The sequence below is a fragment of the Verminephrobacter eiseniae EF01-2 genome, from assembly GCF_000015565.1.
Classification (GTDB): Bacteria; Pseudomonadota; Gammaproteobacteria; order Burkholderiales; family Burkholderiaceae_C; genus Acidovorax; species Acidovorax eiseniae.
The window spans coordinates 368,341-388,440 of the sequence record NC_008786.1 but is presented as its reverse complement, the minus strand read 5'-3'; the positions used below and the strand labels follow the sequence as shown (position 1 = coordinate 388,440).

Below are 20,100 nucleotides of genomic sequence, written 5' to 3'. Positions count from 1 at the left end.
AGCAGGCATGAAAATCCTGATCGTCGAAGACGAGCACAAGATGGCAGAGTATCTCCGCAAAGGCTTGAGCGAGCAGGGCTGCACCGTCGATCTGGCCGCCAACGGCATCGACGGCCAGCATCTGGCAATCTGGCACGATTATGATGTGATCGTGCTCGATGCCATGCTGCCCGGTCTGGATGGATTTTCGGTGCTGCGCTCGCTGCGCATCCTCAAACAGACGCCCGTCATCATGCTGACCGCCCGCGACCGTGTGGAAGACCGCATCAAAGGCTTGCACGACGGTGCCGACGATTATTTGATCAAACCCTTCTCGTTTCTCGAATTGCTGGCACGCTTGCAGGCGCTGACGCGGCGCGGCCGCGCACAGGAGCCGGCGCAACTGCGCATCGGCGACCTGCAAATCGACCTGCTCAGCCGCAAAGCCTTGCGCAACAACACCCGCATCGACCTCACCGCCAAGGAATTTGCGCTGCTGGCCATCATGGCGCGCCGCCAGGGCGAGATATTATCCAAGACCGCCATCGCCGAACTGGTCTGGGACATGAATTTCGACAGCAACACCAACGTCGTCGAAGTCGCCATCAAACGCCTGCGCGCCAAGATCGATGCGCCGTTCAGCCAGAAACTGCTGCACACGATACGCGGCATGGGCTATGTGCTGGAACCACGCGCCACCGCGCATGATGGGGAAGGCGGATGAAAAACTCCATCATTGCGCGTCTGGTCATCATGTTTGCCGCTGCGGCGCTGATCATTTTCTCGCTGATCGGCAGCGTGCTCTACGCCGTGGTCGACAATGAATTGCTGCACCACGAGCGCAACAGCCTGGTCACGACCTTCAAGGACATCGAATACATGGTGTCGCGGGCAGGCACCACCGAGCGCTGGGCGCATGTCCAGGTCAAACTCGATACATTGACGCCAGCCGACGGCAAGGTGCGATTCTGGATTTTCAGCGACGACCCGCGCTTTGGCTACGGCAAAGACCTGGCCGAATTGCACGAATTCGCCAACCACCCCAATAACCTCGGCAGGATGAGCATCAAAGGCAAAAAATACCCGCTCCACACGCTGACCAGGATATTGCCCGCCTATCTCGACCGCCCCGCCATTCGCCTCACCGTCGGCGTGGACGCCGCATCCTATTTTGAAACCCTGCGTACCTTCGTCGCCGCCATGACGGGCCTGTCGCTGGCCGGCGTTCTGCTGGTCATTCTGTGCGGTTACTGGATTGCCCGCACCGGCTTGCAGCCATTGAAGAAAATGTCGGACAAGGCACAGACGCTCAGCCCGAAAACCCTCTCGGAACGGCTGACCCTCTCGGCCTTGCCGGATGAATTGTCCGATCTGGCGCAAGCCTTCAACGGCGCGCTGGATCGGATGGAAAACGCCTACAAGCAACTGGAAGCCTTCAATGCCGATGTCGCCCACGAATTGCGCACACCACTGGCCAATTTGATTGGCGAAACCCAGGTCGCCCTGTCGCGCGAACGCAGCGCGCCTGAATTTGAATCGGTGCTGCAATCGAATCTGGAAGAAATGGACCGGCTGCGCTCCATCATCAACGACATGCTGTTTCTGGCCCGCTGCGACCAGGGCGAAGCCGCCACCGGCCTGGTGCACGCACTGATTGCAGACGAGGTGCAAAAGACCATGGACTTCTTTGAATTCGTCCTCGACGAAACCGGGATGCGCGTGGAAATCAGCGGCGACACCCACGCCACCGCACTGATTGAAACCTCGCTGTTTCGTCGCGCACTGACCAACCTGCTGCAAAACGCCATCCAGCACTCCCCGGCAGGCGCCTGCATCGAGGTCGCGATCGACGCCAAAAACCACGGCGTGCAAATCGCGGTATCCAACCCGGGAGAACCGGTCGAACAAGGCCATCTGCCCCGGCTGTTTGACCGCTTTTATCGCGTCGACACGGCACGGCGCGACATCAACGGCATCCACGGCCACGGCCTCGGCCTGGCGATTGTCAAGGCCATTGCGCTGATGCACGGCGGCAGCGTGTTTGCCGCCAGCACAGGGGGTGTGACCACCATAGGATTTACTACGGCGCGGTTTTGACGGAATACCGACCCTTGCTGAAGGCGCTGAGATACTGCGGCCCCAGGCTGTCGAGGGAGAACGGTTGATTTGCGACCAGGCAACCATGGGCACTGAATCGGGTGCCTTGGCAACGATGGATTCAGGCCCATGGGTGCCGTGGTGGTATTGGATGGGGCAGGATTTTCATGGCTGGCGCCAGTGGGGCTGGTGGCGCTGATTGCCAGGGGCGGCTCGGTGTGGATGCCAGTAGTCGGTGGCGCTGTGTTGGCGCAACTTGTGTTATCTGCACCAACCGCCTGACATTGAAATGGAAAACATCAAATGGAACTTCTGAAAGCCACCGTGCTTTTCACCATTACCGCCGTAGTTGAAATTGTCGGCTGCTATCTGCCCTGGTTGGTCATCAAGCAAAACAAACCCCTTTGGCTGCTATTGCCTGCTGCGCTGTCATTGGCTTTGTTTGCCTGGCTGCTGACCTTGCACCCCAGCGCTGCGGGGCGCACTTACGCTGCCTATGGCGGGATATACATCGCGGTGGCCTTGGCCTGGCTGCATTGGGTCGATGGTGTTTCACTGACGCGCTGGGATGTTGCAGGAGCCACTGTGGCCATGGTGGGCATGCTCATCATCATGCTGCAACCGGCAAGTGCTTGAAGTGGTCCCTCGGTTCAGTTTCCTGCCCATGGCTGCTAGTGTCGCGTCACGGATCAGATGTCGTAGGCTGCGCGCAGCCATCGGAGCGCAGCGCAAGGCGCATCGCGCAGCCCATACCGAGCTGTATTGGCAAGCGATGCAACGCCGCGATGCGCTTCGATGGCCAGCGCAGACCGACAGATGATCGGTGACGCGACACTAGGTACCTGGTGGATGGCGTACACGTCGGCCATGCACACCAGGTTGCGGCCCGATGCCTTCGGCACCCGGTCTTCGGCGCGCAACTGATCGCCGGTGCCGGGCGCCATCAGGTTGAGCTTGTACTCCGAGGTAAGCACGTTGCCGACCGTAGACGCTGCAGCCCACACGCAAGCTGCGCTCCGTCTTCGCGTTCACGAACGATGTGGAAATGGCATTACTCGATAAGCCCGAGCGCGGCATTCCAGACCAGTTCGGCGTGCTCGAGGTTGTCTTCCTGCTCGAACTGCAAAGCGGTGCGTTCACACACCGATTCCGGCGGGATGACGATCTTCGCGCCGCCGCTCAGTGCTTTGACCTGTGCCTGGCAGGCGCGCTCCAGGAACCAGATGTTCAGGAATGCTTCGGCGATCGAGCGCCCCGCTGCCAGCAGGCCATGGTTGCGCAAAATCAGCACCTGGTGCTTGCCCAGGCTCGCCACCAGGCGCGAGCGTTCGTCCAAGTCGAGCGCAATGCCCTCATAGTCATGGTAGCCATGGCGGCGATAGAACTTCAGCGCATGTTGGCTGATCGCAAGCAGCCCCTGCTGCTGGCAAGACACCGCAATGCCATCGGCCGTATGGGTATGGATCACGCAAGCCAGATCATGCCTTGCCATGTGGATGGCCGAATGAATGGTGAACCCCGCTGCGTTGACCCGCTGTGCAGCGTCGGGCGCATCAATGGGCTGGCCTTCGGGATCGATCCTGATCAAGTCCTGCGGCTGCATCTGATGGAACAGCACACCGTACCGATTGATCAGGAATTGGTTGGCCGTGCCGGGAATGCGTGCGCTGATGTGTGTATCGATCAGATCCGTCATCCGGAAGAACGCGAGCAAGCGGTACAGCGACGCCAGCCGGGTTCGTAGCGCGTTTTCTGTTTCAAGCATCGGTGTCTCCATGGAGTGGCCCTGGCGGGGTGGTTGCCGTTTGCCGATCGGCGGCATACGCATGGGCATGCCAATGGGCTTGCGAGGTTTCGATCAACACCGGTCTGTCGCGCGTGCCGGAGCGTGCCTGGCGCAGCGCCCGCCGCAATGCGCTGGCATCGTCTGCCCGGCAGGCATCGCAGCCAAAGCCGCGCGCGAGCAACTGAAAATCCGGCGTGTACAGGTCCACGCCGATGGGTCGTATGTCGCGCTGGCGCATGCAGCGTCGGATTTCCTCGTAACCGCCGTTGTTCCACAGCAAGATGATGGGTGCCAGGCCGGCTTCGACTGCACTGGCCAGTTCGGGCAGTGTGAACTGCAGGCCGCCATCACCGATCAGGCACACCACGGGGCGGTCTGGCGCTGCGAGCTGGGCACCGATGGCCGCCGGCAAGCCGTAGCCCAAAGTCCCGTAGCCCGTGGACGAGTTGAACCAGCGCCTCGGCCCGGGCATATCGATGGCCAGATTGCCCTGGTACACGGGCTGGGTGGAGTCGCCGGCAAACAGCGCATCGGGTAGTTCAGCCAACACCGTTTCCAGGTAGTGCCGCTGGGCTTTGAAGGGCAGATCCCAGGCGCTCTCCAACTGCGCGCGCACGGCATGGACACGGCAGGCACCCCAGGCGCTGGCCTCGCCTGCCGGGGCATGGCTTGGTGGGGTGCCCGGGGGCCGCGCCGGGGCCTGCTGCAAGGCCCGGCACAGACGCTCCAGCGCATCTGCGCTGTCGCCGAGCACGGTGCATGTGGGGGCAAAGTTGCGCGCCAGTTGGTCCGCATCGATGTCCACGCGAATCAGCGCGCCGCTGATGCCAAAGCCGCCATCGAACACCGTGTCGTAGTCCGTTTCTCCGAGTTCGGTGCCCACGGCCAACACCACGTCGGCTTCTCGCACCAGTTGGCGTGTCGGCTCCGTCGATTGCGTCGATCCCAGCAGCAGCGGATGGGCCGCTGGCAGCAGACCTTTGGCATGGACGGTCAGCGCAGTCGGTGCCTGCAGATGCTCGGCCAATGCCCGCAGCGCAGACGCCGCATGCACGGCGCCACCGCCGGCAAGAATCAGCGGGCGTGCGGCCCCTGCCAGCCATGCTGCCGCGTCGTCGATCGATGGCTGGCCGGCCAGCGGTTTGCGCGAGCGCACCAGGGACTTCGGGGACAGGTGGCTGGCGTCGGCGCCGATCAGGTCCAGCGGAATTTCGATATGCACGGGCCGTGGCCGGGCGCTATCGAACACCGCAAAAGCGCGCGCCAGCGCCACGGGCAGATCATCGGGCTGCATCAGCGTGTGTGAGAAAGCGGTCAACCCTGCCACCAGCGCCTGCTGCGAGCGCAGTTCGTGCAGGCGCCCGCTGCCCGCGTTGCCGGCGCCCAAGTGGTTGCGCGCATGGACGCTGGACAGCACCAGCATCGGAACCGAGTCGGAGTACGCCTGGCCCAGCGCGGTGGCCACATTGGTCATGCCGGGGCCGGTGATGATGAAGCAGACGCCGGGCTTGCCGCTCGCTCTTGCGTAACCATCGGCCATGAAGCCGGCACCTTGTTCATGGCGCGGCGTGATGTGGCGGATCGATGAAGCGGCCAGGCCACGGTAGAGCTCCACCGTGTGAATGCCGGGGATGCCGAAGACATGCTCGACGCCGTAGTCTTCGAGTATCCGGATCAGGACTTGTCCGAGGGTGATCGTCATCGGGAATTCCCTGCTATTTCAGCGAGCCGCTGAGAAATTGCCGCAGCCGTTCGCTGCGGGGCTGGCGCAGCACCTGCGCCGGGTCGCCTTCTTCTTCGATCAGCCCACGGTGCAAGAAGATCACATGGTTCGAGACGCTGCGCGCAAAACCCATTTCGTGGGTCACCACCACCATGGTGCGCCCCTCTTGTGCCAGCGACTGCATGACACGCAGCACTTCGGTGACCAGTTCGGGATCGAGTGCCGAGGTCGGCTCGTCAAACAACAAGACATCCGGCTCGACCGCCAATGCCCTGGCGATGGCTGCCCGTTGCTGCTGTCCGCCGGAAAGATGCGCGGGGTAATAGTCACGGCGCTCGTACAAACCGACCTTGTGCAGATAGGCCTCGGCCGCTTGCAGCGCGCGCGCCTTGCTCATTCCGAGCACATGCACCGGCGCTTCGATGATGTTCTCCAGCACCGTCATGTGCGACCAGAGATTGAAGCCCTGGAACACCATCGCCAACTTCGTGCGCACGCGCTGCAATTGCTTGCGATCGACGCATTCCAGGTCGCCATGCGCGGCGCGCTTCAAGCGCAAGCGCTCGCCATTGACCACGATCTCGCCTTGCGTGGGCTGTTCCAGCAGGTTGATGCAGCGCAGCAATGTGCTTTTGCCCGACCCGCTGGAGCCGATGATGCTCAGCACCTGGCCTTTGCGGGCCGTCAAGGACACGCCCTGCAATACTTCGTGGCTGCCGTAGCGCTTGTGCAGATTTCTCAGTTGCAGCGGGCAGGTGGCCGTTGCCTCGATGGCTGCGGCGCCGTCCCTGCCGGCGGGGACCGGGCCTGCTTGCGCCGGCCGGGCGCTGGCGTCTGTCGGTATGTTCATGCAAAGGTCCGGTGACGAAGTTCAAGAGCGCATCTGGATCGGGCTGTGCCTGGGCCGCAGATGCGCGAGCCAGCGATTCTCGGCGGCACCAAAGCATCGGACCAGCACCAGCGTGATCGCCAGGTACAAAGCGCCGGCGGTGATGAAGGGCTCGAAAGCCAGATAAAACTCCGCGTTGATGAAGCGGGCGGCCCCGGTGATGTCGAGCAATGTGACCAGGCCCGCCAGCGAGGTCATGTGCAGCAGCATGATGATCTCGTTGGCGTACTGCGGCAATGCGCGGCGCAGCATCGCCGGCACCTGGATACGGCGCACCAAGGTCCAGCGCGACATGCCAAAACTTTGCCCGGCCTCGATTTCTCCCGGCGGCAAGCGGGCCAATGCGCCAGAAAGAATCTCGGTGGTGTAGGCCGTCGTATTGATCGCAAAGGTCAGCAGCGCACAAAAGCTGGCATTCGTGAGCCAGGGCCACAGCCAGCTGTTGCGCACCGCCTCGAACTGCGACAGGCCATAGTAGACGAGGTACAACTGCACCAGGCACGGCGTGCCACGGACGACGAAGGTGAACGCAGCCACCGGCTGCGAGCACAGGCGGCGGGTCGAGTGGCGCGCAAAAGCCAACGGCACCGACATCAGCAAACCGAGCACCGCCGTGCCTGCGGTCAGCGCCAACGAGAGCGCGACACCGTGCGCGAACAGCAGCCAATGCGCTGCGATCAGGTCCCAGTTCATGCCGCTCGTCCCGCCCGGTCTGAAGGCGCCCGCCTGGTGTCGTGGGCGCCACGGCGTTCCAGCCAGCGCAGCGCCAGCATCGAAACGGTGGTGATCGACAGGTAAACGGCCGCAGTCAGCAGAAAGAACGTAAAAGGCTGGCGCGTGGCCTGCGCCGCGTTCTTGGCCCGGAACATGATGTCCTCCAGACCCAACACGGAAACCAGCGCGGTGGATTTCACCAGGACCAGCCAGGTATTGGTAAAGCCCGGCAGCGCCAGACGAGCCATCTGCGGCAGCACGATGCGCCAGGCGATCCGCAGGCGGCCCAGTCCAAAAGCGCAGGCCGCTTCGATTTGCCCTTTCGGAATGGCCAGGATTGCGCCGCGAAAGGTCTCGGTCAGATAGCCCCCGAAAATCAGCCCCAGGGTCGCCAGTCCCGCGCCAAGCGGGGAGACATCGAAGCCGGCATCGCTGCCCGATTTGTCCAGCGCCAGTTGGACCAGCGCCGGAACGCCGTAGAAGAACAGCAGCATCAGGACCAGGTCGGGCACACCTCTGACCAGCGTCGTGTAAGCGCCCGCCACAGCCGCCAGCCATCGACCGCCGCAGAGCTTGGCCCAGGCCCCCGAAAGGCCCAAGGCGATGGCCGCCAGCAACGACCCTGCGGCCATTTCCAGCGTGACCGAGGCGGCGGCCAGGACGTTCCAGAAATATTCCATCGCTGCTCCCTGTCCGGTGTGGCGGGCGTGGCGCCAGGCTCAATCCATCACCAGGGTGAAGGGGAAGTATTTGTCGTTGATCTTTTTCATGGTTCCATTCTTGCGCAACGTTTGCAGACCTTGGTTGAGCAGTGCTTTGAGTTCCTTGTCCTCTTTGCGAATCGCGATCGCCACGCCCTCGCCCAGGGTCTTGTCATCCTTGCCGGACAAGGTCGGGCCGATGAACTCGAAGTCCTTTCCATCCTTGCTCAGAAAGCTGTCGTTGACCTGCACGATGAAGCCGAAATGCAGATCCGCGCGGCCGCTGAGCAATTCCAGGAAGGGCTCGCTGCCGCCCTGGTAATACTTGATCCGGGCCACGTCACCGTAGACCTTGCGCACATAGCTCGCTTGCAACGTTCCGGCCTGCACCGCGATCGTCTTGCCGGTCAAACCTGCGGCAGAGATGACGATGCCGGCGCCTTTCCTGGCAACGAAACGGCTTTCCATCCGGTAGTAGGGATCGGTGAAGTCGATCACGCGCTTGCGCTCATCGTTGATGTTCATGGAGGTAATCAGCGCGTCGGATTTCCTGGTGACCAGCCCGGGGATCAAGGTATCGAAGGAGGCGTTGATCAGCCTGCACTTGAGCTTGAGCTCTTCGCAAAGGGCGTGGCTGAGGTCGATCTCGAAACCGACCAACTGGCCATCGGCTGCCACCGACTCGAAGGGCGGATAGGTCGCGTCCGTCGCAATCGTGATTTCCTTGTAGCTTTTGGCATCGACGGACAGCGCCATCGCACTCAGGGCGATGGCAGACAACAGGCACCACAGATAACGGAACATGCGGGTCTCCTTCGGATTGCGTTCAGAAAAAAGTCGGCCGGTCAGCGTGGCCGCAACGATGGCGCAGTTTCCGGAACGCCTGCAAGCCCCATGTCCCTGCGGCCACTGCGCTTGAAACCGCCCCGGGCGTTTTGCCGAAAAACCAGTGGCGGCAGGTGGCTCCAGGCCATGGCGCATACCGATCTCCAGACCCCCAACCCAGGCGCGACGCATGTTCCGTGCCCACCGATACAACGGCCGTAACCACAGTGACCAGCGCTACGCGCAAACAGTGGCCAGCGCTACGCACAAACGGTGGCCAGCGCTACGCGCAGGTGCGCCTGGGGACGCCGGGCATCACGCACAGCAACTCGAAAGCCAGGTTGGCGGCCAGCAATGCGGTGTTGCCAAGCGGGTCGTAGGGCGGGGACACCTCCACCACATCCGCGCCCACCAGGTTCAACCCCCAGGCGCCGCGGATCAGCTCCAGCGTCTGCGGCACGGTCAGCCCCGCGATCTCCGGGGTTCCGGTGCCGGGGGCATAGGCCGGGTCGATGCCATCGATGTCGAGCGTGAAGTACACCGGGCCGCCACCGACCCGCGCGCGCAGTTCCTGCATCAACGGCATCAGCGATCGGCCCCAGCATTCCTCCACCTGCACCACACGAAACCCCTGGTCGCGGCACCAATCGAAGTCCTGCGCCGTGTAGCCCGTGCCGCGCAGACCGATCTGCGCCACCCGCAGCGGATCCAGCAGCCCCTCCTCCTGCGCGCGGCGAAAGGTCGTGCCATGCGCCAGTTTTTCGCCGAACATGGTGTCGTTGACATCGGCGTGCGCGTCGATGTGGATCAGCCCGATCGGGCCATGCCGCCTGTGCAGCGCGCGCAGGATCGGCAGCGTGATCGTGTGGTCGCCGCCCAGCGTGATCGGCCTGCAGCCGGCCGCCACGATGGCATCGAAGGCGCGCTCGATGCGCGCGATCGAGTCGATCAGGTTGTAGGGGTTGATCGCCACGTCGCCGAGGTCGGCCACGCGCAACGCATCGAAGGGCGCCGCCCGGGTCGCCATCTGGTACGGCCGCAGCAGCACCGACTCGGCGCGGATCTGGCGCGGGCCGAAACGGGTGCCGGATCGATGGGATGTGCCCAGATCGAGGGGCACCCCGACGAAGCCGACATCCAGCGCCGCCGGATCGTCGACCGACGGCAGGCGCATCATCGTCGCCAGGCCGCCAAACCGGGGCATTTGATTGCCCCCCAAAGGTTGATGCAGGCCCTCGGACATGGGCTGCGCTACCGGCAAGAAAAACCAGGCACGGAACCGGGAACGGCGCTGCCGCCGAGTGGCTTGCGTTGGTTCATGCAAAGACCCAAGAACATGGTTCGGTTTGGCGCTGGTGCGTTGGCGGGCAGGATGGAACGCATCGTAGGGCCGCAGCCTGCTGCGTTCCATCATCGAGATGAAAAGTGCACATTGATGGGCGTCGATGCAGCGCCATGGACGGGCACCATGCCGCACCACTTCGACTTCAGCAGGCCATGCAGGCCCAGGTGGCGGTGGGTGGCGCAAACGGGCGCAAACGGGCGAGAACGGGCGAGAACGGGCGCTACAGCGCCGCCGGCCGGGTTCGCCGTGTGGCGGGTGTTTCAGGCATCGATGTCGTGACGGGATGGCTGATCGGGAGGGGCGCTGTCTGCCCGGCAGGCATCGCCGCCCAAGCCGGGCGCCAGCAACCAGGCCCCAGCAACTGAAAATCCGGCGCAACGGGAGTCACCCATCTTGACGGATGGCTGAACCCCTGCATCCATCCCGTGCGAACATCAGGCGTACCGTTGAGCACCGGAGACACCCTCATGCACCGCCGCCATCTGCCCGCACGCGCCGCCCTTGCAGTCCTTGCCCTTGCCATTTCCGCCGCCGCTGTCTTTGCGCAAACCGGCGAGATCCGCATCGCCCATGTCTACAGCAAGACCGGCCCGCTGCAAGCCTATGGCATGCAGACCCAGACCGGCCTGTCGATGGGCCTGAATTACGCCACGGGCGGCAGCATGATGGTCGATGGCAAAAAGCTGGTGCTGATCGAAAAAGACGACCAGGGCAAGCCCGACTTGGGTCGCAGCCTGCTGGCTGCGGCCTACGCCGATGACAAGGCCGACATTGCCGTAGGCCCTTCGTCGTCGGGCGTGGCGCTGGCCATGCTGCCGGTGGCGCAGGAGTACAAGAAAATCTTGCTGGTCGAGCCTGCCGTGGCCGACTCCATCACCGGCGACAAATGGAGCCCGTACATCTTTCGCACCGGCCGCAACAGCAGCCAGGACGCCATCGCCAACGCTGCGGCCATCGACAAGCCCGGCGTCTCGGTGGCCACGCTGGCGCAGGACTATGCCTTTGGCCGCGACGGTGTGAAAGCCTTCAAGGACGCACTTCAGCACGCCCGGCTGGTGCACGAGGAATACCTGCCGACCAACACCACCGACTTCACCGCCGGTGCGCAACGCCTGATCGACAAGCTCAAGGGCCTGCCCGGGCGCAAACTGATCTTCATCCTCTGGGCCGGCGCCGGCAATCCGTTCAAGATCGCCGACATGGACTTGAAGCGCTACGGCATCGAGATCACCACCGGCGGCAATACCCTGTCCGGCATGGCTGCGTACAAGAACTTCCCCGGCATGGAAGGCGCCACCTACTACTACTTCGGCATCCCGAAGAACCCGGTCAACCAGGCCCTGGTGGCCGCGCATTACAAGGCGTACAAGACGCCGCCGGACTTTTTCACCGCCGGTGGCTTCAGCGCGGCCATGGCCTTGGTCACGGCGCTCGAGGCCACCAAGGGCGACACCGACAGCCGCCTGCTGATCAAGACCATGGAGGGCATGGAGTTCGACACCCCCAAGGGCCGGATGCACTTTCGCAAGGAAGACCACCAAGCGATGCAGAGCATGTACCACTTCAGGATCGAGGTCGACCCGGCCCTCCCCTGGGGCGTGCCCGCGCTGGTGCGCGAGATCGGGGCGCAAGAGATGAATGTGCCGATCCGCAACCGGCGCCAGTGAATGTCCCTGAACACCCCGGGAGCGGGGGCCTGTGGCGCGTGCCGGGCAGCGCAACCCAAGCCGCGTGCCAGCCACCGAAAACCGGGTGCAACAGTGATCGCCCGACGCAGCGGATGGCTGGAAAACCCTGCATATGGCGCGTGCGAACCCGTGCGAACATCAGGCACACTGCCGGGCACCGGCAAGACAAGACATCCGCCATGCGCCACCACCATCTGCCCGCACGCGCAGCCCTTGCGGCCCTTGCCCTTGCCCTTGCCATTTCCGCCGCCGCCGCTGCCTTTGCGCAAACCGGCGAGATCCGCATCGCCCATATCCACAGCAAGACCGGCCCGCAGCAATCCCTGAGCATGCAGACCCGGGCCGGCCTGCTGCTGGGCCTGGACTACGCCACGGGCGGCAGCATGATGGTCCATGGCAAAAAGCTGGTGCTGATCGAAAAAGACGACCAGGGCAAACCCGACTTGGGGCGCAGCCTGCTGGCTGCGGCCTACGCCGATGACAAGGCCGACATTGCCATCGGCCCGGCGTTGTCGAGCGTGGCGCTGGCCATGCTGCCGGTGGCGCAGGAGTACAAGAAGATCTTGCTGGTCGAGCCCGCCGTGGCCGACTCCATCACCGGCGACAAATGGAACCCGTACATCTTTCGCACCGGCCGCAACAGCAGCCAGGACGCCATCGCCAACGCTGCGGCCATCGACAAGCCCGGCGTCTCGGTGGCCACGCTGGCGCCGGACTACGCATTTGGCCGCGACGGCATAAAGGCTTTCAAGGACGTGCTCCGGCACGCCCGGCTGGTGCACGAGGAATACCTGCCGACCAACACCACCGACTTCACCGCCGGTGCGCAACGCCTGATCGACAAGCTCAAGGACCTGCCCGGGCGCAAGCTGATCTTCATCCTCTGGGCCAACCCGAACAGCAATCCGTTCAAGATTGCCGACATGGACTTGAAGCGCTATGGCATCGAGATCACCTCCGGCGGCAGCACCTTGCCCGGCCTGGTCACGTACAAGAACTTCCCCGGCATGGAAGGCGCCACCTATTACTACTTCGGCATCCCGAAGAACCCGGTCAACCAGGCCCTGGTGGCCGCGCATTACAAGGCGTACAAGACGCCGCCGGATTTTTTCACCGCCGGCGGCTTCAGCGCGGCCATGGCCTTGGTCACGGCGCTCGAGGCCACCAAGGGCGACACCGACAGCCGCCTGCTGATCAAGACCATGGAGGGCATGGAGTTCGACACCCCCAAGGGCCGGATGTACTTTCGCAAGGAAGACCACCAAGCGATGCAGAGCATGTACCACTTCAGGATCGAGGTCGACCCGGCCTTCCCCTGGGGCGTGCCCGTGCTGGTGCGCGAGATCGGGGCGCAAGAGATGAATGTGCCGATCCGCAACCGGCGCCAATGAGCGCGCCATGAACGCACCATGAGCGCCGCACGGCCGCCCGCAGGCGCTGATACCGCAGCCGAAGGTGCCCCGGTGAGCCGCTTGGTCACCAAGGACTTGAGCATCCGCTTTGGCGGCCATGTGGCGGTCGATGGCCTCAGTTGCAGTTTCGAGCCGGGCCAGTTGACCGCCATCGTGGGGCCCAACGGCGCCGGCAAGACCACCTACTTCAACCTGATCTGCGGGCAACTGCGCGCCAGCAGCGGCAGCGTCATGCTGGGCGGGCAGGACCTGACGCGGCTGTCGGTCGCGGCGCGCACGCATGCCGGGCTGGGCCGGGCGTTCCAACTGACCCAACTGTTCCCCCGTCTCAGCGTGCTGGAGAACCTGCGCCTGGCGGTGCAGGCCAGGCAAGCGGGCCGGCACCGCCGGGGGCTGAACCTGTGGAGCATCTGGAGCGACCACCAGGCGCTGACAGAGCGTGCCCGGCTGATCCTGCAGACGCTGGCCATGACGGAGCGCGCCGACAGCCCTGCGGCCAGCCTGCCACATGCCGACCAGCGCAAGCTGGAGGTGGCGCTGCTGATGGCGCTCGAGCCGCAGGTCTACCTGTTCGACGAGCCCACGGCCGGCATGGGCCAGGACGAGGCGCCGGTGATCCTGAACCTGATCCGCGCGCTCAAGCAAGACCGCAGCAAAATCATCCTGCTGGTGGAGCACAAGATGGAGGTGGTGCGGGAACTGGCCGACCGCGTCATCGTGCTGACCAACGGCCGCCTGGTGGCGGACGGCGCACCGGCCGAGGTGATGGCCTCGCCCGTGGTGCAGCAGGCGTATCTGGGCACGGCACAGGCCCCTTCGACCCTCCAGACTCTCCAGACCCCCTGGCCCCTCCGGACCGGCATGGCCGCCCCATGAACCCCCAGACGCCGCTGCTCGAACTGCGCGCCGTGCACACCCATATCGGGGCCTACCATATCCTGCACGGCGTGGACTTGGCAGTTCCCCCGGGCCAGATCACCTTGCTGCTGGGCCGCAACGGCGCCGGCAAGACCACCACGCTGCGCACCATCATGGGCCTGTGGCAGGCGTCCCGGGGCAGCATCCACTGCGCCGGCCAGGACATCACGGCCCTGGCCACGGCGCAGATCGCGCGCCTGGGCATCGCCTATGTGCCCGAGAACATGGGCATCTTTGCCGACCTCAGCGTCAAGGAAAACATGCTGCTGGCGGCGCGCCAGGCGCGCCGCGCCGCGCAGATCGACGCGCAGCGGCTGCAGTGGATCTTCGGGCTGTTTCCGGCGCTGGAAAAGTTCTGGAACCACCCGGCGGGCAAGCTCTCGGGCGGGCAAAAGCAGATGCTGGCCGTGGGCCGCGCCATCGTCGAGCCGCGCGCGCTGCTGCTCCTGGACGAGCCTGGCAAGGGCCTGGCGCCCGCCATCATCGACCGCATGATCGAGGCCCTGGTGCAGCTCAGGAGCAGTGGCGTTGCCATCTTGCTCGTCGAGCAGAACCTGCACTTTGCGCAGCGGCTCGGCGACAGCGTGGCCGTGATGGACAACGGCCGCGTGGTGCATGCGGGCAGCATGGCCGCGCTGGCGCAGGACGCGGCGCTGCAGCGCGCGCTGCTCGGGTTGGCGCTATGAGCCTCCGGTCTTTCCGGCCTGTGGCGCCCGATTTGCTTTTGCTTTTGGCCATCGAGGGCATGGCAGCCAGGGCGCCTGCGACGGGCACGCAACGAGGACAGCACCATGGCCCTGCGCGACCGTGACTGGGCGCCGCTGGCGCTGGTGCCGGCGCTGGCCCTGCTGGTGCTGCCGCTGATCGGCTCGCCCGGCACCTGGCTCACGCTCACGGTGGCCGGGCTGGCGATGGGCATGATCATCTTCATCATCGCCTCGGGCCTGACGCTGGTTTTCGGCCTGATGGATGTGCTCAACTTCGGCCACGGCCTGTTCATCACGCTGGGCGCTTTCATCGCCAGCACGGTGTTGGGCGCGATGGGCGACTGGACCGGCTCGGAGCAACTCTGGCGCAACCTGGTCGCGGTGCTGTCCGCGATGCTGGTGGCCATGGCGGTGGCCGCCGCCGTGGGCCTGGCGTTCGAGCGCTGCATCGTGCGGCCGGTGTACGGCCAGCATCTCAAGCAGATCCTGATCACCATGGGCGGCATGATCATTGGCGAAGAACTGATCAAGCTCATCTGGGGCCCGGCGCAGATTCCGCTGCCGCTGCCCGAGGGCCTGCGCGGCGCGCTGCTGATGGGCGACGCCGCGATCGAGAAATACCGCCTGGTCGCCGTGGCCGTGGGCCTGCTGGTGTTCGGCGCGCTGGCCTGGATGCTGGCGCGCACCAAGCTCGGCCTGCTGATCCGCGCCGGCGTGCAGGACCGCGAGATGGTCGAGGCGCTGGGCTACCGCATCCGCCGCCTGTTCGTCGCGGTGTTCGTGCTCGGCTCGGCGCTGGCCGGCCTGGGCGGCGTGATGTGGGGCCTGTACCAGCAATACCTGGTGCCGCAAATGGGCACGCAGGTGAATGTGCTGATCTTCATCGTGATCATCATCGGTGGCCTGGGCGCGACTGGCGGGGCGCTGATCGGCGCGCTGCTGGTGGGCCTGGTGGCCAACTACACCGGTTTTCTGGCGCCGAAGGTGGCGCTGTTTTCCAACATCGCGCTGATGGCGGCCATCCTGCTGTGGCGCCCGCAGGGCCTGTACCCGGTGGTCAACCGCTGACGTGCCGTCCGGCAAATGGCTGCACAAAATGAAATCAATGCGTTTCGTGTCAGGGCAAGGCGAAAATCCCCGCGCTGCCTGCCGTATGTCGCGGGGATTGGCAACGCCTGCCTGGCGCGCAAGGCGCCGTGTCGTCCGCAGTCATTGGCGCGGCGGTGCGCCAATGTCGCGTCACCGATCAGATGTCGCAGGCTGCGCGCAGCCATCGGAGCGCAGCGCAAGGCGCAGCGCGCAGCCGATATCGAGCGTATTGGCCAGCGATGCAACGCCGCGATGCGTTTCGATGGCCAGCGCGGACCGACAGATGATCGGTGACGCGACACCAGGAGCAACCCGTGCTTGATCGTCTCGTGTCGAACGACTACCCGCGCAGCAAGCCGCTGGCGGTGATCCTGATCGCGGTCTTGCTGGGCCTGGCGTTGGCGCCCTTTCTGTTGCCCGGGGTCAAGGCCCTGTCGGTGGCGGCCAAGGTGCTGGTCTTCGTGGTGCTGGTGGCCAGTTTCGACCTGCTGCTGGGCTACACCGGCATCGTCAGCTTTGCGCACACCATGTTCTTTGGCATCGGGGCCTACGGCATCGCCGTGGCCAGCACGCGCCTGGGGCCTACCTGGCCGGCGCTGGCGCTGGGGTTGGGCGGCGCGCTGCTGCTGTCACTGCTGCTGTCGCTGGCGATGGGGCTGTTCTCGCTCAGGGTGCGCGCCATCTTCTTTGCGATGATCACGTTGGCCGTGGCCTCGGCGTTCCAGACGCTGGCCTCGCAGTTGCCGGACATCACCGGCGGTGAAGACGGGCTGACGTTCAATCTGCCCGCGCTCCTTTCGCCCGATTTCGAGTTTTTCGGGCAGCCCTTTCCGGGCGTCGCGCTCGATGGCCGGCTGCTGTGCTATTACCTGCTGTTCGCCAGCGCCTTGGTGCTGGTGCTGGCGCTGCTGCGCATTGTGAACTCGCCGTTCGGCCGCGTGCTGCAAGCCATCCGCGAGAACGAGTTCCGCGCCGAAGCCATCGGCTACCGCGTGGTGCTCTACCGCACGCTGTCGAGCGTGCTGTCGGCCCTGTTTGCCACCATGGCAGGGGCCATGCTGGCGCTCTGGCTGCGCTACAACGGGCCGGACGTGTCGCTGAGTTTCGAGATCATGATCGACTGCCTGCTGATCGTGGTGATCGGCGGCATGGGCACGATCTACGGTCCGGTCATCGGCAGCGTGCTCTTTCTGGCGGCGCAAAGCTACCTGCAAGACCTGCTGCGTCTGGGCAGCGAGGCCGCATCCCGGCTGCCCTGGCTGTCGGCATTGCTGTCGCCGGACCGCTGGCTGCTCTGGCTGGGCCTGCTGTTCGTCGTGTCGGTGTACTACTTCCCCTCCGGCGTGGTGGGGCGGCTGCGCGCGGCGGCGCAACCGCAGCAGCAGGGCCGCTGAGCGCGATCGATGCGCGCGGGCCGCCGAACGCGATCGATGCGCGGGCCGCCCGCGCAATCAACGCTCCGGGCGTGCCGTGCGCCTGCGCGCCTCATGCGCCACGAAGGGCTTGCCGCCACCGCCTGCCGGCCGGGCAAAGCCGGGCTTGCGCGCCGCGCCGGCGGCAGCGCCGACAGCGCCACGGGGAGCAAAGCCGCTGCGGCCGGCGTCGCCAAAACCGGGCTTGCGGCCATGGCCCTGCGCCTCACGGCGGGGCGCAAAGCCACGGTCGTCGCCACGGGCCGGGCCGCCGAACCTGCGCTCGCGGCCATCGCGCTCGTAACCCCCCGGGCGACCCCGGCCGCCAAAGTCGGCGCTGCGCGGGGCCTGGGGCGGGCGTTGCGCAGGCTCCAGGCCGGGAATCACCTCGGCCTTGAATGACTGGCGGCTGAACGACTCGATGTCGTGAATCTTGCGCCGGTCGCGGAACTCGGCAAAGCTGATGGCCAGGCCATCGCGGCCCGCGCGGCCGGTGCGGCCAATGCGGTGGGTGTAGTCCTCGGCCTTCATCGGCAGACCGAAATTGAACACATGGGTGATCGTGGGCACGTCGATGCCGCGCGCGGCCACGTCGGTGGCCACCAGAATCTGCACCTGGCCGTCGCGCAACGCCGTCAGGCGGCGGTTGCGCAGACCCTGGTTCAGTGCGCCATGCAGTGCCACTGCCGAGAAGCCGGCCTGTTGCAGTTCGCCCGCCAGGGCATCGCACTCCACCTGGGTGCTGGCGAACACGATGGCCTGGTTGATCTGGGTGTCGCGCAGCCAGTGGTCGAGCAGCTTGCGCTTGTGCTGGGCGTTGTCGGCCCAGTACAGCATCTGCCGGATGTTGGCGTGCTTTTCTTGCGGCGAATCGATGGTCAGCTTTTGCACCGACGAACCGCCATCGTGCATCACGCGCAGCGCCAGTTGCTGGATGCGGGGGGCGAAAGTGGCGCTGAACATCATGGTCTGCTGGCGCTGGCTGGTCAGTTGGTTGATCTCGGCCAGATCGTCCGAGAAACCCAGATCGAGCATGCGGTCGGCTTCGTCGACCACCAGGAACTGCACCTTGTCGAGCTTGATCTGCATCGAGCGCTGCAAGTCCAGCAGGCGCCCGGGGGTGGCCACCACCAGGCTGGCGTTCTGCAACTTGGCAATCTGCATCTGGTAAGGCATGCCGCCGACCACATTGGCCACGCGCAGGCCACGGCAATGCCTGGCCAAGTCAATCGCATCATGCGCCACTTGCTGCGCCAACTCGCGTGTCGGGCACAGGATCAATGCCCCCGGGGTGGCGGCCTTGAAATGGCGCGTGTGCATGGGGTCTTTGCGCTTGGGCCGCTTCGGCGCCGGTGCGTCGCGGGTTGCCGCGTCTGCTGCGGCGCGCTCCAGGGCCGCGCGCTCTTGGGCCTGGACCTGGGCCTGCTGGCCGATCAGCGTGTGCAGCAGCGGCAGCAAATAGGCCGCTGTCTTGCCGCTGCCGGTCTGGCTGGACACCATCAGATCAATGAATCGGGTGGCGCCATGGCCCGCGCCCATGGCCAGCGGAATGGCTTTGCGCTGCACGATGGTGGGCCCGGTGTAGCCCAGGTCGGCCACGGCCCGCACCAACTCGGGCGCCAGGCCCATCTCGATAAAGCCGTTCGGCGCGGCGTCATCGGCAGCAGAGGGGGTTGGCGCAGGGGCGGGAGTCATGGGTGCAGGCGCGCAAGCAATTTGCACGGGCGCGGAAGTGGTTGGCGCAGGCGAGGAGGCAGTTTGCACAGGCGAGGGAGTGGTTTGCGCAGGCGAGGGAGTAGTTTGCACAGGCGCAAAGTCGCGCTGCACCAAAGAGGTGTCGGACATGATTTCTTTCATGGTCGCAGGCATGGGCCTGCGAGGGTTTCGTCAATGGTTAAGAAAACACCAACCATCAAACGAAACCTGCCTGCGCTCGGGGCGTATGCGGGTGGGTGGGCATTGGGCCAGCCCGGCACTGTTGCAACAGTCGGGTAGCCCGTCGGCAGTCCGCTGGCCGCCTGCCAGTCCCCTACCAGCCCAATGTGTGAGGGCAGATGTGCATCTGCGCGGGGCGCTGTGCCCTGTGCAGCCCGCAACTATCGCATGAATCAGGGTTTCCCCGCAAGCCCTATTTCATCCCCCGCACGGCGCATCAAACCGCCAGCAGATGCTTGCGGTAATGCGCCAGTTCGTCGATCGACTCGTTCACATCGGCCAGGGCGGTGTGCTTTTGTGCTTTTTTGAAGCCGGCGCAGACCTGCGGTTTCCAGCGCTTGGCCAGTTCCTTGAGGGTGCTCACGTCCACGTTGCGGTAATGAAAGAAGCGCTCGAGCTCGGGCATGTAGCGCGCCAGAAAGCGTCTGTCTTGCCCGATGCTGTTGCCGCACATCGGCACCTGGCCCTTGGGCACATACTGGCTCAGGAAGGCAATGATCTGCTGCTCGGCCTGCGCCTCCGTGATGCCCGATGCCTTGACCTTGTCGATCAACCCGCTGCGGCCATGGGTGCCCTTGTTCCAGGCGTCCATCTTGTCGAGCCACTCCTGCGACTGGTGGATGACGAGCACCGGCCCTGCGATGCGCGGCTCCAGATTCGGGCCGGTCACGACAACGGCAATCTCCAGCAAACGGTCGGTATCGGGCGTGAGGCCGGTCATTTCGCAATCGAGCCAGACCAGGTTCTGGTCGGATTTTGCAAGCGTGCACGGGCTGGGGGGGGTGGTTTCTGGCATGGCGCGCATTGTCGCCGATGGCTTGGCTTGGTTTGATGCGTTGGCCGGGGGGCGCGCGTTGGCGCTGGTCGGCGCAGACCTGCC

Annotated in this window: 20 protein-coding genes; 10 read left to right on the top strand and 10 right to left on the bottom strand. The window is 64.9% G+C overall.

The annotated features are described in order from the left end of the window. The first annotated feature begins 7 nt into the window (after positions 1-7). The 3 genes from VEIS_RS01715 to VEIS_RS01705 all read left to right on the top strand — a co-directional run bounded on the left by VEIS_RS01715 (position 8) and on the right by VEIS_RS01705 (position 2,712). The gene (locus VEIS_RS01715) at positions 8-703 is read left to right on the top strand and encodes a heavy metal response regulator transcription factor (RefSeq protein ID WP_011808151.1); all 696 of its coding nucleotides are present in this window, start codon (positions 8-10) and stop codon (positions 701-703) included. Further along, on the top strand, positions 700-2,076 hold the full coding sequence (locus VEIS_RS01710) for a heavy metal sensor histidine kinase (RefSeq protein WP_011808150.1): 1,377 nt from the start codon (positions 700-702) through the stop codon (positions 2,074-2,076). The genes VEIS_RS01715 and VEIS_RS01710 overlap by 4 nt, the downstream gene beginning before the upstream one ends. A 303-nt stretch (positions 2,077-2,379) precedes the next feature. Next, a complete protein-coding gene (locus VEIS_RS01705) occupies positions 2,380-2,712 on the top strand; it encodes a YnfA family protein (RefSeq protein ID WP_011808149.1) in 333 nt (110 codons plus the stop codon). A gap of 46 nt (positions 2,713-2,758) precedes the next feature. On the opposite strand, the gene VEIS_RS25190 is transcribed toward VEIS_RS01705, so the two are convergent. The 8 genes from VEIS_RS25190 to speB all read right to left on the bottom strand — a co-directional run bounded on the left by VEIS_RS25190 (position 2,759) and on the right by speB (position 9,957). Next, on the bottom strand, positions 2,759-2,911 hold the full coding sequence (locus tag VEIS_RS25190) for a hypothetical protein (RefSeq protein ID WP_157048349.1): 153 nt from the start codon (positions 2,909-2,911) through the stop codon (positions 2,759-2,761). A gap of 216 nt (positions 2,912-3,127) precedes the next feature. Then, positions 3,128-3,841: a class II aldolase/adducin family protein gene (locus VEIS_RS01695; protein WP_011808147.1), complete on the bottom strand. Its 714-nt coding sequence runs from the start codon at positions 3,839-3,841 to the stop codon at positions 3,128-3,130. Beyond that, the gene (locus tag VEIS_RS01690; RefSeq protein ID WP_011808146.1) at positions 3,834-5,564 is read right to left on the bottom strand and encodes a 5-guanidino-2-oxopentanoate decarboxylase; all 1,731 of its coding nucleotides are present in this window, start codon (positions 5,562-5,564) and stop codon (positions 3,834-3,836) included. The genes VEIS_RS01695 and VEIS_RS01690 overlap by 8 nt, the downstream gene beginning before the upstream one ends. 13 nt (positions 5,565-5,577) lie before the next feature. Next, positions 5,578-6,435, bottom strand: a complete 858-nt coding sequence (locus VEIS_RS01685; protein WP_011808145.1) for an ABC transporter ATP-binding protein — start codon at positions 6,433-6,435, stop codon at positions 5,578-5,580. 21 nt (positions 6,436-6,456) lie between these two features. Further along, positions 6,457-7,167, bottom strand: coding sequence for an ABC transporter permease (locus VEIS_RS01680; RefSeq protein WP_011808144.1), 711 nt, complete (start codon positions 7,165-7,167; stop codon positions 6,457-6,459). Then, a complete protein-coding gene (locus VEIS_RS01675; protein ID WP_011808143.1) occupies positions 7,164-7,868 on the bottom strand; it encodes an ABC transporter permease in 705 nt (234 codons plus the stop codon). Before VEIS_RS01675 ends, VEIS_RS01680 begins: the two co-directional genes overlap by 4 nt. 39 nt (positions 7,869-7,907) lie before the next feature. Beyond that, positions 7,908-8,693, bottom strand: coding sequence for an ABC transporter substrate-binding protein (locus tag VEIS_RS01670; RefSeq protein WP_041949730.1), 786 nt, complete (start codon positions 8,691-8,693; stop codon positions 7,908-7,910). A gap of 304 nt (positions 8,694-8,997) precedes the next feature. Further along, a complete protein-coding gene (gene speB / locus VEIS_RS01665; protein ID WP_041949729.1) occupies positions 8,998-9,957 on the bottom strand; it encodes an agmatinase in 960 nt (319 codons plus the stop codon). A gap of 569 nt (positions 9,958-10,526) precedes the next feature. Between speB and VEIS_RS01655 the strand changes: the two genes are divergently transcribed. The 7 genes from VEIS_RS01655 (at position 10,527) to VEIS_RS01630 (ending at position 17,267) form a co-directional block, all read left to right on the top strand. Further along, on the top strand, positions 10,527-11,726 hold the full coding sequence (locus VEIS_RS01655) for a substrate-binding domain-containing protein (protein WP_011808139.1): 1,200 nt from the start codon (positions 10,527-10,529) through the stop codon (positions 11,724-11,726). Positions 11,727-11,926: 200 nt separating this feature from the next. Further along, positions 11,927-13,138 carry a substrate-binding domain-containing protein gene (locus VEIS_RS01650; RefSeq protein ID WP_011808138.1) on the top strand — a complete coding sequence of 404 codons (1,212 nt, stop codon included), beginning with the start codon at positions 11,927-11,929 and terminating at the stop codon, positions 13,136-13,138. A gap of 72 nt (positions 13,139-13,210) precedes the next feature. Beyond that, positions 13,211-14,035 (top strand): ABC transporter ATP-binding protein, encoded by an 825-nt coding sequence (locus VEIS_RS01645; protein WP_049774017.1) that lies wholly within the window; start codon positions 13,211-13,213, stop codon positions 14,033-14,035. After that, positions 14,032-14,763: an ABC transporter ATP-binding protein gene (locus VEIS_RS01640; protein WP_011808136.1), complete on the top strand. Its 732-nt coding sequence runs from the start codon at positions 14,032-14,034 to the stop codon at positions 14,761-14,763. Before VEIS_RS01645 ends, VEIS_RS01640 begins: the two co-directional genes overlap by 4 nt. A 105-nt stretch (positions 14,764-14,868) precedes the next feature. Continuing rightward, positions 14,869-15,852, top strand: coding sequence for a branched-chain amino acid ABC transporter permease (locus tag VEIS_RS01635; RefSeq protein WP_011808135.1), 984 nt, complete (start codon positions 14,869-14,871; stop codon positions 15,850-15,852). Positions 15,853-16,015: 163 nt separating this feature from the next. Beyond that, on the top strand, positions 16,016-16,195 hold the full coding sequence (locus VEIS_RS25185; RefSeq protein ID WP_083758545.1) for a hypothetical protein: 180 nt from the start codon (positions 16,016-16,018) through the stop codon (positions 16,193-16,195). After that, positions 16,188-17,267 (top strand): branched-chain amino acid ABC transporter permease, encoded by a 1,080-nt coding sequence (locus tag VEIS_RS01630; protein ID WP_011808133.1) that lies wholly within the window; start codon positions 16,188-16,190, stop codon positions 17,265-17,267. Before VEIS_RS25185 ends, VEIS_RS01630 begins: the two co-directional genes overlap by 8 nt. A 57-nt stretch (positions 17,268-17,324) precedes the next feature. On the opposite strand, the gene VEIS_RS01625 is transcribed toward VEIS_RS01630, so the two are convergent. Together VEIS_RS01625 and orn are read right to left on the bottom strand one after the other, a co-directional pair. Then, positions 17,325-19,130, bottom strand: coding sequence for a DEAD/DEAH box helicase (locus VEIS_RS01625; protein WP_041950405.1), 1,806 nt, complete (start codon positions 19,128-19,130; stop codon positions 17,325-17,327). A gap of 307 nt (positions 19,131-19,437) precedes the next feature. Next, a complete protein-coding gene (gene orn / locus VEIS_RS01620) occupies positions 19,438-20,025 on the bottom strand; it encodes an oligoribonuclease (RefSeq protein WP_011808131.1) in 588 nt (195 codons plus the stop codon). Positions 20,026-20,100: the final 75 nt, after the last annotated feature.

What these genes read in the sequence shown, in the direction of transcription:
- VEIS_RS01715 (WP_011808151.1), top strand. Translation starts at nt 8, where the DNA reads ATGAAAATCCTGATCGTCGAAGACGAGCACAAGATGGCAGAGTATCTC.
- orn (WP_011808131.1), bottom strand. Translation starts at nt 20,025, where the DNA reads ATGCGCGCCATGCCAGAAACCACCCCCCCCAGCCCGTGCACGCTTGCA.
- VEIS_RS25185 (WP_083758545.1), top strand. Translation starts at nt 16,016, where the DNA reads ATGTCGCGTCACCGATCAGATGTCGCAGGCTGCGCGCAGCCATCGGAG.
- VEIS_RS01650 (WP_011808138.1), top strand. Translation starts at nt 11,927, where the DNA reads ATGCGCCACCACCATCTGCCCGCACGCGCAGCCCTTGCGGCCCTTGCC.
- VEIS_RS01625 (WP_041950405.1), bottom strand. Translation starts at nt 19,130, where the DNA reads ATGTCCGACACCTCTTTGGTGCAGCGCGACTTTGCGCCTGTGCAAACT.
- VEIS_RS01640 (WP_011808136.1), top strand. Translation starts at nt 14,032, where the DNA reads ATGAACCCCCAGACGCCGCTGCTCGAACTGCGCGCCGTGCACACCCAT.
- VEIS_RS01680 (WP_011808144.1), bottom strand. Translation starts at nt 7,167, where the DNA reads ATGAACTGGGACCTGATCGCAGCGCATTGGCTGCTGTTCGCGCACGGT.
- VEIS_RS01690 (WP_011808146.1), bottom strand. Translation starts at nt 5,564, where the DNA reads ATGACGATCACCCTCGGACAAGTCCTGATCCGGATACTCGAAGACTAC.
- VEIS_RS01705 (WP_011808149.1), top strand. Translation starts at nt 2,380, where the DNA reads ATGGAACTTCTGAAAGCCACCGTGCTTTTCACCATTACCGCCGTAGTT.
- VEIS_RS01695 (WP_011808147.1), bottom strand. Translation starts at nt 3,841, where the DNA reads ATGCTTGAAACAGAAAACGCGCTACGAACCCGGCTGGCGTCGCTGTAC.
- VEIS_RS01655 (WP_011808139.1), top strand. Translation starts at nt 10,527, where the DNA reads ATGCACCGCCGCCATCTGCCCGCACGCGCCGCCCTTGCAGTCCTTGCC.
- VEIS_RS01685 (WP_011808145.1), bottom strand. Translation starts at nt 6,435, where the DNA reads ATGAACATACCGACAGACGCCAGCGCCCGGCCGGCGCAAGCAGGCCCG.
- VEIS_RS01670 (WP_041949730.1), bottom strand. Translation starts at nt 8,693, where the DNA reads ATGTTCCGTTATCTGTGGTGCCTGTTGTCTGCCATCGCCCTGAGTGCG.
- speB (WP_041949729.1), bottom strand. Translation starts at nt 9,957, where the DNA reads ATGTCCGAGGGCCTGCATCAACCTTTGGGGGGCAATCAAATGCCCCGG.
- VEIS_RS01635 (WP_011808135.1), top strand. Translation starts at nt 14,869, where the DNA reads ATGGCCCTGCGCGACCGTGACTGGGCGCCGCTGGCGCTGGTGCCGGCG.
- VEIS_RS01710 (WP_011808150.1), top strand. Translation starts at nt 700, where the DNA reads ATGAAAAACTCCATCATTGCGCGTCTGGTCATCATGTTTGCCGCTGCG.
- VEIS_RS01675 (WP_011808143.1), bottom strand. Translation starts at nt 7,868, where the DNA reads ATGGAATATTTCTGGAACGTCCTGGCCGCCGCCTCGGTCACGCTGGAA.